The sequence below is a fragment of the Phenylobacterium immobile (ATCC 35973) genome, assembly GCF_001375595.1.
Classification (GTDB): Bacteria; Pseudomonadota; Alphaproteobacteria; order Caulobacterales; family Caulobacteraceae; genus Phenylobacterium; species Phenylobacterium immobile.
Genome location: NZ_CVJQ01000001.1, coordinates 828515 through 840875 on the forward strand (window position 1 = coordinate 828515; position 12361 = coordinate 840875).

Annotated in this window: 13 protein-coding genes; 9 read left to right on the top strand and 4 right to left on the bottom strand. The window is 64.3% G+C overall.

The genetic code is table 11. The annotated features are described in order from the left end of the window. The first annotated feature begins 118 nt into the window (after positions 1 to 118). Entirely contained in the window at positions 119 to 1576 is a 1458-nt protein-coding gene (gene tcuA, locus BN1313_RS04160; RefSeq protein ID WP_091736875.1) for an FAD-dependent tricarballylate dehydrogenase TcuA, read from the top strand. After that, a complete protein-coding gene (gene tcuB / locus BN1313_RS04165; RefSeq protein ID WP_281176461.1) occupies positions 1560 to 2738 on the top strand; it encodes a tricarballylate utilization 4Fe-4S protein TcuB in 1179 nt (392 codons plus the stop codon). Before tcuA ends, tcuB begins: the two co-directional genes overlap by 17 nt. 5 nt (positions 2739 to 2743) lie before the next feature. Here tcuB and BN1313_RS04170 read toward each other — a convergent pair whose 3' ends face one another. Then, positions 2744 to 4081, bottom strand: a complete 1338-nt coding sequence (locus BN1313_RS04170; protein WP_091736878.1) for an aromatic ring-hydroxylating oxygenase subunit alpha — start codon at positions 4079 to 4081, stop codon at positions 2744 to 2746. Positions 4082 to 4200: 119 nt separating this feature from the next. Here BN1313_RS04170 and BN1313_RS04175 point away from each other — a divergent pair, with 119 nt between their 5' ends. Both BN1313_RS04175 and BN1313_RS04185 read left to right on the top strand, forming a co-directional pair. Beyond that, positions 4201 to 4917, top strand: coding sequence for an SIMPL domain-containing protein (locus BN1313_RS04175; RefSeq protein WP_091736881.1), 717 nt, complete (start codon positions 4201 to 4203; stop codon positions 4915 to 4917). Between the two features lie 686 nt (positions 4918 to 5603). Further along, a complete protein-coding gene (locus tag BN1313_RS04185) occupies positions 5604 to 5837 on the top strand; it encodes a lipoyl domain-containing protein (protein ID WP_091742298.1) in 234 nt (77 codons plus the stop codon). A 52-nt stretch (positions 5838 to 5889) separates the two neighbouring features. Here the strand turns inward: BN1313_RS04185 and BN1313_RS16255 are convergent, their stop codons facing one another. Next, positions 5890 to 6282, bottom strand: coding sequence for a c-type cytochrome (locus tag BN1313_RS16255; protein WP_141653066.1), 393 nt, complete (start codon positions 6280 to 6282; stop codon positions 5890 to 5892). Between the two features lie 266 nt (positions 6283 to 6548). Here BN1313_RS16255 and BN1313_RS04195 point away from each other — a divergent pair, with 266 nt between their 5' ends. Further along, complete coding sequence (locus BN1313_RS04195) at positions 6549 to 7913, top strand: aromatic ring-hydroxylating oxygenase subunit alpha (protein WP_176695882.1); 1365 nt, start codon at positions 6549 to 6551, stop codon at positions 7911 to 7913. Positions 7914 to 7962: 49 nt separating this feature from the next. On the opposite strand, the gene BN1313_RS04200 is transcribed toward BN1313_RS04195, so the two are convergent. Then, entirely contained in the window at positions 7963 to 8550 is a 588-nt protein-coding gene (locus BN1313_RS04200; protein ID WP_091736897.1) for a DUF1003 domain-containing protein, read from the bottom strand. Positions 8551 to 8694: 144 nt separating this feature from the next. Continuing rightward, a complete protein-coding gene (locus BN1313_RS04205; protein ID WP_091736899.1) occupies positions 8695 to 9027 on the bottom strand; it encodes a hypothetical protein in 333 nt (110 codons plus the stop codon). Positions 9028 to 9182: 155 nt separating this feature from the next. Between BN1313_RS04205 and BN1313_RS04210 the strand changes: the two genes are divergently transcribed. Genes BN1313_RS04210 through fixJ form a run of 4 tightly spaced genes read left to right on the top strand, consistent with a single transcriptional unit; the run spans position 9183 to position 12317 of the window. Then, on the top strand, positions 9183 to 9824 hold the full coding sequence (locus tag BN1313_RS04210; protein ID WP_091736901.1) for a helix-turn-helix domain-containing protein: 642 nt from the start codon (positions 9183 to 9185) through the stop codon (positions 9822 to 9824). Position 9825: 1 nt separating this feature from the next. Then, complete coding sequence (locus BN1313_RS04215) at positions 9826 to 10215, top strand: c-type cytochrome (protein WP_218054306.1); 390 nt, start codon at positions 9826 to 9828, stop codon at positions 10213 to 10215. Between the two features lie 34 nt (positions 10216 to 10249). Beyond that, on the top strand, positions 10250 to 11713 hold the full coding sequence (locus BN1313_RS04220; protein ID WP_245620084.1) for a PAS domain S-box protein: 1464 nt from the start codon (positions 10250 to 10252) through the stop codon (positions 11711 to 11713). Beyond that, positions 11706 to 12317, top strand: coding sequence for a response regulator FixJ (gene fixJ, locus BN1313_RS04225; protein WP_091736906.1), 612 nt, complete (start codon positions 11706 to 11708; stop codon positions 12315 to 12317). The genes BN1313_RS04220 and fixJ overlap by 8 nt, the downstream gene beginning before the upstream one ends. The last annotated feature ends 44 nt before the right edge of the window (positions 12318 to 12361 follow it).

Consider the following 12361-nt stretch of genomic DNA (forward strand, 5'->3'; position numbering starts at 1 on the left):
GGACGATCCTGGGCGGCGTGGCCGCCATGAGGCTTGACCCATTCAATATCACGGATCGTGATGGCTTCATCCTGCCGAAGCGGCTTCACAGTGGCGGCTGACCTTCTTAGATGGCCCGATGAGCGCAAGTCCCGCGAGCGATTCTGAGATCGACGTCCTGGTTATTGGCGGGGGCAACGCCGCCCTGTGCGCCGCCTTGATGGCGCGCGAAGCGGGCGCCTCGGTGCTGCTTGTGGAGTCGGCGCCCTTCGAGTGGCGCGGAGGGAACTCCGTCCATGTCCGCAATCTGCGCTGCATGCACGACGCGCCGCAGGACGTGCTCATCGAGGCCTACAGCGAAGAGGAATATTGGCAGGACCTGCTGAAGGTTACGGGCGGCCTGACGAATGAGGGCTTGGCCCGTCGGGTGATCCGCGCCTCGGCGGTGTGCCGAGACTGGATGCGCCGGCACGGCGTTCACTTCCAGCCGCCCCTTTCGGGCGCGCTCCACGTGGCCCGGACCAACGCCTTCTTCATGGGCGGCGGCAAAGCGCTGGTGAACGCCTATTACCGCAGCGCCCAGGCGATGGGCGTGAAGGTGCGTTACGATACGCCCATCAGCCGGCTGGAGTTGGACGGGCCGCGGTTCGTCGCCGCCATCACCGAGGCCGGAGAGCGGATCGCCGCAAAGACCTGCGTCATGGCCTGCGGCGGCTTCGAGTCGAATCTGGAGTGGCAACGCGAGGCCTGGGGCCAGAATGAGCGCGGCGAATGGCCGGCTGAAAACTTCCTGGTCCGCGGCACACGCTACAATCGAGGCGTTCTTCTGAAGTTCATGCTGGACGCTGGCGCGGATCACATTGGCGATCCGACCCAGGCCCACTGCGTGGCCATCGACGCCCGCGCCCCGCTCTATGACGGCGGCATCTGCACACGAATCGACTGCGTCTCCTTAGGCGTCGTGGTCAATCGCGACGCCCAACGGTTCTACGACGAGGGCGAGGACTTCTGGCCCAAGCGATACGCCATCTGGGGTCGGCTGGTCGCCCATCAGCCGGGTCAGATCGCCTGGTCGATCACTGACCGAAAGGCCGTGGGACGCTTCATGCCGCCGGTGTTCGATGGAACTCAAGCGGACAGCCTGCCGGCGCTGGCCCAAAAAATCGGCCTCGACGTCGCGGCGTTCGAGCAGACGCTGGGCGACTATAACGCCGCCTGCCGTCCTGGAACGTTCGACCACACGACCCTCGACGATTGCGTCACCGAGGGGATCAGCCCGGCCAAGACACACTGGGCCATCCCGATCGACACGGCGCCCTTCTACGCCTACCCCCTGCGTCCCGGCATCACCTTCACCTACCTCGGCATGCGAGTGGACGAGACGACCGCCGTGCGGTTCGCCGGCGAGCCCAGTGAGAACCTGTTCGTCGCCGGCGAGATGATGGCCGGCAACGTCCTGGGGCAGGGTTACACGGCCGGCGTCGGCATGAGCATCGGCACGGCCTTCGGCCGCATCGCCGGCGTCAGCGCCGCCAAAGCCCTGGGGCTGGCCCATCCCACCTTCGCCGAGGAGGCCGACTTTGCCGCCAACCGATGAACTCGTGGTGACCCATCGGGTAATCTCGAACCGGCCGCCGCCGCGGCCAATGTCGGCGGGGGAGCAAGAGGTCGCCCGCGTCCTGCAAATATGCAACGCGTGCCGCTACTGCGAAGGGTTCTGCGCTGTCTTTCCGGCGATGACCCGCCGGCTGGAATTCGAGAAGCCCGACGTCAACTACCTGGCGAATCTCTGTCACAACTGCGGGGCCTGCCTGCACGCCTGCCAGTATGCGCCCCCGCACGAGTTCGGGGTGAATGTGCCCAAAGCCATGGCGGTGGTTCGGGGCGAGACCTACCATGACTACGCCTGGCCGCCGCAGATGGGCGCGCTTTACCGGCGCAACGGCCTGACCCTGGCCCTGGCGCTGGCCGGCGGGCTCGCGCTGTTCCTCGTGCTGGCCGTCGCCTTGACGGGCGGGCTCTGGCACGAGCCGATGGCCGGAAATTTCTATGCGATCTTCCCGCACAACCTTCTGGTCGTGATGTTCGGCGGCGCTTTCGCGTTTGCGATCCTGGCGCTCGGTCTCGGCGTCCGGCGGTTTTGGCGCGATGTCGATCCTGGCGCTCCGCCTACAGGCCAGGCCGCCGAAGCGGCCGGGGAGGCGGCCTCCAGCGCGCTGCGGTTACGCTACCTTGGCGGCGGCCATGGCGAGGGCTGCAACGATGAGGACGACGCCTTCAGCCTTTTGCGGCGTCGTTTCCACCACCTGACCTTCTACGGCTTCATGCTGTGCTTCGCCGCCACCAGCGTGGCGACAGCCTATCACTACCTGCTGGGTCGCCACGCGCCCTACCCCGTCCTGAGCGTCCCGGTATTGCTGGGGATCGCAGGGGGCCTGGGCTTGCTCGCAGGTCCTGCAGGCCTCTTCTGGTTGAACCTGCGACGTCATCCCCTGCAGGGCGACCTCGCTCAGAAGCCGATGGACCTGGGATTCATCGCTCTGCTGTTCTTCGTCAGCGTAACCGGTTTGGCGCTGCTGGCCTGGCGCGACACCGGGGCCATGGCCCTGCTTCTGGCCGTGCACCTGGGCGTGGTCATGGCGCTGTTCCTGACCCTGCCCTACGGCAAGTTCGCTCATGGCGTCTTCCGCTCGGCCGCGCTGCTGAAATACGCCATCGAGCGTCGCCAACCCAATACGCTGCAGCTAGGGGCGGACTAGTCGCCTTAGAGCCGATCGGATGGCACCGGCGTTCGCGACGCCTTCAGAGCCGCCCAGCTTTCGGCGTCCATCCAGTCGGCCCAGGCGCGGTAGGTCCACAGCTGGGCGTGCTCGTTGATCGCCGTGTCGACGTAGGGCGCGCCGCCATCCGCCGGCGTGATGACTTCGCCGTGCTTTAGATTCATCGAGAAGTTCAGCGGATAGCGCCGGGCGACGACGCCCATGGTCTGCCGCGTCGATTGGTCCCAGTTCTCGCCGTCGTCCTGCTCAAGGAAGCCGGAGGGGCCGAACTGGTGGTTGGCGCCGCGAATAGCTTCCTCGTGCTGCTTCTCATCCAGGCCTTCCGGGACCAGGGTGAACCACCAGATTTCGCAACCCGTTGGACCTTTCGGGAGGCGAAGCGAGATCTGGTTGGCCTCGGTGACCCACAGGTTCGGGAAGATATTGGGGTGCCCAACGCTCTCAATGGCCTGGTCGCCCAGGATCGCGCGGGCGTCGTCGCGGTGGCGCCAGGTCTCGTCCAGGTTCGGATTGTCGTGTGCGATGATGTTGGCCATCTCGTCCGTTGGAATGCGCGGGCCGCCGATGGCGTGGCCATAGTCGCCCAGCCAGACGCGGTGCTTTCCGAAAGAGAAGCGGGGCGGCGCTGGCGGCGCTTCCGGATCCCGCGCCCGGAAATTCGACATGAAGGCCGAGGCGTGGCTGATGCCCACGTGATAGTAGTCAAACAGATTATCGACGGCCAACTTCCAGTTGCAGCCGATGATATTCTTCTGGACGCCGGCCACCATTTTCAGTGGGCCCTGCGCCGCCAGGAGGTCGATGCTCATCCGCCCAACGGGACCGAGATATTCGTCCAGGTCGACGGCTTCGGGGTCCATCGTCGCGAAGACGAAGCCCTTATAGGAAGCGACCTTGGCCTTCACGAGTCCCCATTGGCTCTTGTCGAGCTGCTCGTGGTAAAAGTCCTTGTAGCCCGGCACGCCGATCAGCTGGCCGTCAAGGCCGTAGGTCCAGCCGTGGTAGGTGCAGAGGAACGAGCGCGCATTACCCTCCTCCGCCCGGCAGACGGCGTTGCCGCGGTGGCGGCAGCTGTTCAGCAGGACCTGAAGCTCGCCCTTCTTGTCGCGGGTCGCGATGACCGACTCTTCGCCGATGAAGCTGAGGAAGAAGTCGCCGGCCTTCGGGATCTGACTTTCGTGGCACATGAAGTTCCAGGCACGGGCGAAGATGCGCTCCAGCTCCAGCTCGTAGATCGCCTGGTCTGAGAAAATCACCCGGTCGACGAGACCCTTGTCTGCGTCGACATAGTCGTGAAACGGCTTGCCGTTCTCGTAGAGCATGCGCCAACCTCCAATGTTTCCTCGCCCGATCCTTAAGTGTGAAATCTCGGCCCGGACGCGACCGGATGCAACGCCTTAATTAGAGCAACCGTTCGGTTTTTGAGAAGTGTGAGGCGCAAATGAACGATCGGAACGCGACGATCGCCGCCGGCGTCGCCATCGCGGTGGGCCTGGCGATCGGCGGCGGCCTGATCGCCAAGGGATTGGTGGACGTGCGGACCGGCGCGCGTGGGGTCACGGTCCGGGGCCTGGCCGAGCGCGACGCCAAATCCGACCTGGCCATCCTGCCTCTGAAATTTGCTCAGTCCGGCGACGACCTGGCCGCGACGCAGGGCGCGATCGACGGCGATGTGGTCAAGGTCCAAAGGGTCCTGCGCCAGCAGGGCTTCCAGCCGGCCGACATCGACATTGGCCGGCTACAGGTGATCGACAACAACGCGCGTGAGTACGGCGTTCAGAACGTTCGCGCCCGCTTTATCCTCACCCAGAGCGTGGTGGTGCGCTCCGGCGACGTCGACCGCGTGCAGGGCGCCACGCGCGCCCTTGCCGCCCTGGTCCGTGAGGGGGTCGTCCTGCAGGACTTCCGTGGAGCAAGCTACCGCTTCACCAAACTGAATGATGTGCGCCCGGCGATGATCAAGGAAGCGACTGCGAGCGCGCGGACAGGCGCCGCGCAGTTCGCGGCTGACTCCGGCTCCAAGCTCGGCGGCATCACGTCGGCCACCCAAGGGTCTTTCGAGATCATCGAGCGCGACGCCTCGCCAGAAGACGGCCCGGACGCCTCCGTCGCCAAGCGCCTGCGCGTCGTGACCACGGTGACCTATGCGCTCAGATAGGACGCGGGTCACGGCCAAGCGGCGTTGGCCGTGGTGGCGATGCGCCTGAGTTCGAGACAGACGCCTGGCTCGGCGACGACGCTATGAGCGCTTGTCGCCAGACAGATTCACCCAGAGGCTCACGCCACCAAGCGTAATGATGAACGCGGCATAGACAATAATCACCAAGCCGAGGAACAGGTCTTGAGCGGTCATTGCGATCTCCTCTCTACGGCGAGAGGAATGGCGCATCGGTGGGCCCGCCAACATTCGGGCGTATGACCTAAGGGCCGATACGGAGGCGCTGGCGGCGCACTGCCCGCGGCGCACTTGGAAAGCGGACACTCTCCTGGGTCCGCCACGGCCTCTCAGCCGCGGCGTCTCGCGAAAAGCGGCAAGGCGCTGCGCCGGAGGATCTCGAACCCGCGCGTCACGGGCCAATGCGCCGCCATACTTGCGTCATCGGCCCAGAACGCTCGCAAGAGACGCACGAAGTTCGCCTCGGGAGCGACATGCGCGGCGTCGCCCTCCGCAGGGATGTCATGGCGGATCTGCGCGGGCTTCCTCATGACTGCGAGCACGCGCCCTTTCGGCGATCGAGGATTTGATCGGGATCAAATCGCGCCCGCGGAGAGCCGCCATTGACCAAGATCAAAGACCTGGAGCCGCCGCGCCGGATAGAAAACGCATCGTGGAAAGAGGGTTCTATGAACGTCACTTTGAGCGAAGACCTTTGGTCGAGCCGCGTCTTTCCTGAGGGCGTGCTGGAGGCTTGGCGTGTGGAGGATGGCGACGCCGTCATGCTTGGCGACGCGATCGCCGAAGTCCGCATCGAGGACCAACTGCACGAGGTGACGGCGCCTGGCGGCGGCGTGCTGCACCACATGAGCGTGATCGGCGACGTCATCGAGCCTGGATCGGTAATCGCCGTACTGCGCTGAAGACCCGTGTCCGGACCCCGCGGGTCGTCATTTTGCGGGCTTGGGATCGTCCTTACTCATGTGGCTCGCCGAGGCTTTCCTTGGTCGGCTGACGGTCTGCCGTTTCCCGCAGGCCCTCGATGTAAGTGAGTATGTCCTGCATGTCGTCGAGGCTGACTTCCATGGGCGGCATGCCGACGTGGGTCCGCGTCAGTTCAGCCAGCCGGCGCTGGCGGCTGATCGTCGTAAAGCTCATTCGGATATTGCGGAACGCAGGGGCGCCTTGCCAGGGACTCTGAGCCGAAAGCCCAACGGCGTGGCACGCCGAACAGGCGCGTTCAGACAACATTCTACCGCGCTCGGCCGCCGGGGTCAGAGGCGCGCTGATCGCTGGGTTTGCAGGAATTTCGGCGCAACCTGACGCCAGTAGTCCGAGCGCAATGATAAGGATCAGCAGGGCGATCATCGCCGCCCACTCTCCGCGTCCAATCAAGCCTCGATGCCGCGTTCGTGCTGTCTCAGCAAACTGTGACGTCGGCGTCTTGCGTGGCGGTGTGTCATCCATCCAAAGAGCTTAACCGGCACGGGCGCAGCGGCATTGTCGCCGATCAAAGTGCGAACCTCGCTGGTGTGTTTCACCGACGCCGGATTTGATCCAGATCAGGGCAGACCCGATCAGCCCGTTGATCCTAGCCGTTCGAAGGAGTCTGCCTTCCAACGATGGAGCTACGGATGCTGCAGGGCGCAAATAAACCCTTTCACGATTACGTCCACGTCAGTGACGGGACCGTCGACCGGGTCATTTTTTCGGACCAGGCCGTCTACGACATGGAGATGGAGCGCATCTTCGCGCGCGCCTGGAACTTCATGTGCCACGAGAGCCAGATTCCGAAGGTGGGGGATTTCTTCCTCACGTTCATCGGCGAGGAATCGGTCATCGCGACCCGCGACAAGAAGGGTGAGTTGCAGGTCCTCCTGAACTCGTGTCGCCATCGCGGCAATGCGGTCTGCCGAGCGGAGAGCGGCAACGCGCGCTCGTTCCTGTGCACCTACCACGGCTGGACGTTTGGCCTGGACGGCAAGCTTATCGGCGTGCCCGGATACAAAGACTTCTATCATGAGCAGTTGAACAAGGAGGAGTGGGGCCTCATTCCGGCCGGAAAGGTCCAAAGCTATAAGGGCTTCGTCTTCGCGACGATGGATCCGGAGGCGCCCGATCTCGAGGACTACCTGGGGCCGGTCGGCCGCCTGGGCCTGGACCTGGTCGCCGAGCGCGGTGACGAGGTCGTCGTCGAGGGAATCCAGAAGAGCCAGATCGGCTGCAACTGGAAGCTCGCTGTTGATAATCTCTTCGACTGGTATCACGTGGGCATCAGCCACGCCTCGGCGATGATGACCGGCTTCGGCCGCGGACGGAATCTGCCGCCGACGATCGCAGAACGCACTGGGCCAGGGACTTCAGATCCGCATGCGCACCGCGTTCTGCTGGGCGACTATGGTCACGCCATCGGCGGACCCCGCATCACCCCGGAACTGCGAGCGATGATGGCGGCGGCGGGTGATGACCCTGACGTAACCCTCGATGAACGCTGGCGCGATAAGCCTGCCGCCAAGGCTGCGCTTGGCGCCGCGGGCGCTGACGTTCGCGGCCATCCGAACATATTCCCGAACCTGTGGATCGCCTCGAACGGCACCCAGCTGTCCCTTCGCCTGCCCAAGGGGCCGACCACCACCGAAATCTGGTGGTTCACCATCGTCGACAAGAACCTGACCGAGGAGCAACGGCGCGCCCGCGTCTTCCGGGCCAACCACACCTTCGGGCCGGCGGGCATGCTGGAGCAAGACGATGGCGAGAACTGGGACCAGAGCACGCGCCAGACCCACGGCGTCGTGGCGCGTCGCTTCCCTCTGCATTTCGGCATGAACCTGGGACATGGAGCGCCTCAGTCAATCGACGGCGGGCCAACCTTCATCGACGCCGCGATTAACGAGCATGGCCAGTTCTGGACCTATCGCGCCTGGGCCGACTGGATGGACGCCGAGAACTGGGCGGCCCTGAAGCGCGACCACGTCCGCACGCCGCTTACGCCAGCCTAGGCGCGCGCAACAGGTCGTCATCAGCCTCGGCTGACCCTCGCGCCCGGCCTCAGGTCGGGCGCTTCTTTGCGCCGCCGACATCGTCGAGGCTCGACGCCTGGATCAGAAGCGTCAGCATCCGGATTTGCTCCTGCTGCGAAGCGATCATCGCCTCCAACTGTTCGGTCCGGAGTTGATCCAGCTTGTCATGCAGCGCCATGATCTCGATCTCAGCCTTCAGATTGACCTGATAGTCGTGCGAGGCGTCGGAGCGATCCTTAAGCGCCTGCCGGTTCTGGCTCATCATGATGACAGGCGCCTGGATCGCGGCGAGCATCGACAACATCAAGTTGAGGAAGATGAAGGGATAGGGATCAAAGGCCCGCGGGCCTAAGACAAGGTTGAGCGCCGTCCAGAGAACCAGCCAACATCCAAAGGCGATGATGAAACCCCAGGATCCGCCAAAGACGGCGACCTGATCGGCCAATCTCTGGCCGAAGGTGAGCTTTTCATCGAAAGCCGCGTTCGGATCGCGAACCAGAGCGGGGCGTGAATCCGAATGGCTAAGACCGCCTCGCTTCGCTCCGCCCAGACGATCCACCACCTGGCCGTGCGGGTGCGCCGCAGAATCCGGCGCTTCGGGGGAGGTCTTGTTCATCAGAGTTCCTTAGTTTGGGGCGCAGATCACCGGGCGGCGCAGCGCCCCGCCGGCGGTGTTCGTCGCCGTTCACGCTGACGAGCACCATGCGCCCGCGTACGAGCCTTCGATAGCGGACGACTCGGCCAGCCTTGCTTCCGGGCGCTACGTCGACCTTCTGCGACGTTGAGCAAGGAACAGCGCGGCGCAGGCGCCGACAGCCGCCACGGCCAGGAGATAAGGGCGCTGCTTCGCGACACCGGCCACTTGCGCCGTAACCCTACAGGTTCGCGCGCACGCATCGACGTAGGTTCGTTTGATGAAAGCCGGAGCCTGTGTCGCGGCATCGACGAAGGCGCTCGCTCCATCGCTCAGGTCCTCAAGCGTGTCTTGCGCAGAGCGCTGTAAAGCCGTGGTCGATCGACGGATCTTGCGCTCAATTCGATGAATCTTTTGCCTGTTCATGGTCGTCTCCTCGTTGACGTATTGTTCAAGCATAGGGTGGCGAAGATTTTATTGAGCGTGATCAAGGCCTTCGGCGGTTGTGCAGGCAGGCTTCAGGCGCCTCCGTATCACTACGTAGAGGACGGACCGAAATTCTAGGCCGCCGCCATTGATCCTATTCGTCAGGTCACCGAAGCCGGAGACCTGCGATGCCCAGCTTGAATGAGCCCGACGCACCGACGACCCATACGCTCGAAGCCGCCATGGATCGTCTGGCCACGAGAATCCGCGTGCCCCGGGAGGCGGAAATCTACGGGCAAGGCGATCTGGCGGAGCGCCTGTATCGGATCGTCAAGGGTGTTGTCCGGACGACCTGTCTGACCGCAGACGGTCGCCGCCTGATCGGTGCGTTCTACTATCCAGGGGACCTGATCGGTCTCGAGCAGGGGGGCGTTCATCGGTTCGGCGCTGAAGCGCTGACGGACTGCGAACTGCAGGCGGTGCGGTTCGGCGCGGTGCGCGCCTATGCCGGCGACGCGGAGGTTGACCGCGCGATCCTCAAGGCGACGACCGGGGAGGTGGATCGCTTACAGGACCATGTCGTCCTCTTGGGGCGGCGAAGCGCCCTTGAGCGCGTGGCTAACTTTTTGCTTGGGCAGGCGCATAGGGCCGGCGGAGATGAGATTGATCTGCCGATGACGCGCCAGGACATGGCCGACTACCTTGGACTGACGATCGAAACCGTCTCGCGCATGATCACCCAGTTGCAGGGCGAAGCGATCCTGGAATTTCCCTCCATTCGTCGGTTCCACGTGCGGAGATGGACCGCGCTTGAAGCCATGGCGGCCTGATTTGCGCCACGTCGTTGGACGATTGGCGCTAGTCCTGCTGGCTGCCAGCCTTGGAGGCGCCGGCTCTAAGCAACAGTTGGCGCCGATCGCGCGCCGGCCCGATCCTTTCATCGCAGAGACATCGCCCGGGCAGCAGTTCGCCAAGAAGAATTGCGGGGGCTGCCATAATGTGACAGCCGACGACGGCCCGCCTGACATCGGACCGCCATTCACGTCCTTAGCGGGCTTGGACAGCGAGGCGCTGATCAACAGGTTCGACCACATTGCGGCGCATGGTCTGGGCGCCATGCCGTCGATCGCCATCTCGCCCCAGCAGGCCCGCGACCTCGTCATTTATTTGCGCGGCCTCCCCGCACGGCGGAGGTCCGTTCATTATTTCGACCACGAGTGATAAGGAGGTCGGCCTAGGGGCGGAGAGCGCGGACGTGCGGTTTACGCGGGGGCGAGGCTTTGAGCGGGATGAGCTGCGCGCCTATGGCGTCGCCGTCATCGCGACGGCCCTGTGCCTGCTGTTCCGCCTGGCGTTGGCGCCGATCTTCCACGACAGCCTCGTCTTCTTGCTATTCGTACCCGCGCTCTTGGCGAGCGCATGGATGGGTGGCATCCGCCCAACCTTAGTCGCAGGCGCCCTGGGGCTGCTGTCCAGCACACTGTTGATCGGCCTGGACGCCCTCGCCGAACCGGAGGCGCTCGTGCGCTGCGCCGTGTTTGCGGCGCTCGTTGTGGCGATCGGCATCGCCGGCTCGAAAATGCGCAACAGCGCTTCGGAGATGGGCGCGCGCGAGGCGCATCTGGAATCCATCCTCGCCACCGTTCCCGACGCCATGGTCGTCATCGACGACCATGGCCTTATCCAGTCCTTCAGCGCCGCGGCGGAGCGCCAATTCGGCTGGAGCGCGCTCGAAGCCATCGGCCGCAATGTCAGCTTCCTGATGCCAAATCCCTACCGCGATGCGCACGACAGCTATCTCCGGCGCTATCAGCAGACGGGCGAGCGCAAAATCATCGGCATAGGCCGCATCGTTGTCGGGGAGCGCAAGGATGGCACAACCTTTCCGATGGAGCTTTCCGTGGGCGAGATGAAGTCCGGCGAGCGGCGATTCTTTACCGGCTTCGTCCGCGACCTCAGCGAGCGGCAGGACGCCGAACGGCGGCTGCAGGATTTGCAGGGCGAACTCATCCACGTGTCCCGATTATCCGCCTTGGGAGAAATGGCTTCTGCGCTGGCGCACGAACTGAACCAGCCGCTCACCGCGGCGGTGAACTTCATGAAGGGCAGCCTCGTCCTGGTGGATCGAGAGCCGCAAGACCGCGCCCGACTACGCGACGCGATCAGCCAAGGCGCGGATCAGGCGCTCCGGGCCGGCCAGACGATCCGGCGGCTACGTGACTTCGTCGCCAAGGGTGAAACTGAGCGACGGATAGAGGCCCTGCCGCAGCTCATCGAGGAGGCGGGCGCGCTGGCGATGGTTGGAGCGAGGGACCAGAGCGTGCGGCTGCGATATGAGTTCGACCCGGGCGCCCCGATCGTCTTGGCCGACAAGGTGCAGGTGCAGCAAGTCGTCCTCAACCTCATCCGAAACGGCATCGAGGCCATGGCGAACTCTTCCCGTCGCGAGATCGTGCTCTCGACGACGCCGGCTGATGACGAAATGGTCGAGGTCGCTGTGCGCGATAGCGGCCACGGCCTCACGGCTCATGCCGCCGAACAGCTGTTTCAGCCCTTTGTGACCACCAAGGCCGACGGCCTGGGGATCGGCCTGTCGATCTCGCGGACCATCGTCGAGGCGCATGGCGGGCGCATCTGGGCGGACGCCAATCCTGACGGCGGAACGACCTTCCGTTTCACCCTTCGCGTTCCAATTGAGGAGGCGGGCGACCATGGCTGAGCCCCTGGTGCATCTCATCGATGACGACGACGCCATAAGGGCCTCGTTGGGCTTCGTGCTCGAGGTGAACGATCTGCCGGCCCGCACCTATGCTTCGCCTTTGGATTTCCTCAACATTGTCGGCGCGATCAAAAGCGGCTGCATCGTCACCGACGTGAGAATGCCGCAAATGAGCGGATTGGAGCTCGTGACAAAGCTTCGCGATCAGGGCGTCGCGCTACCGGTGGTGGTCATCACCGGGCACGGCGATGTGGCTATGGCGGTCGAGGCCATGCGCGCGGGCGTCTTCGACTTCCTTGAGAAGCCGTTTGACGATCAGGCCCTGCTTCGCTCGGTGCGAGGCGCGCTAGAAAGCCAAGGCAAGGCGGATCGACACATGGCTGATCGCGAGCGGTTCAATCAGATGTACGCCTCGCTCTCGCCACGCGAGCGCGAAGTGCTGGGCGGCGTCATTACGGGCAAGATGAACAAAGTGATCGCCTACGAGCTGGGAATAAGCCCGCGGACTGTCGAGGTTTACCGGGCCAATGTGATGAGCAAGACCCAGGCCCATAACCTCTCGGAGCTGGTGCGGATGGCGGTCTTGGCCGGCTACGACGTTTGACCTGCCTCAAGGTGAGATGACCTCGCACGGCTGAAGCATACCCG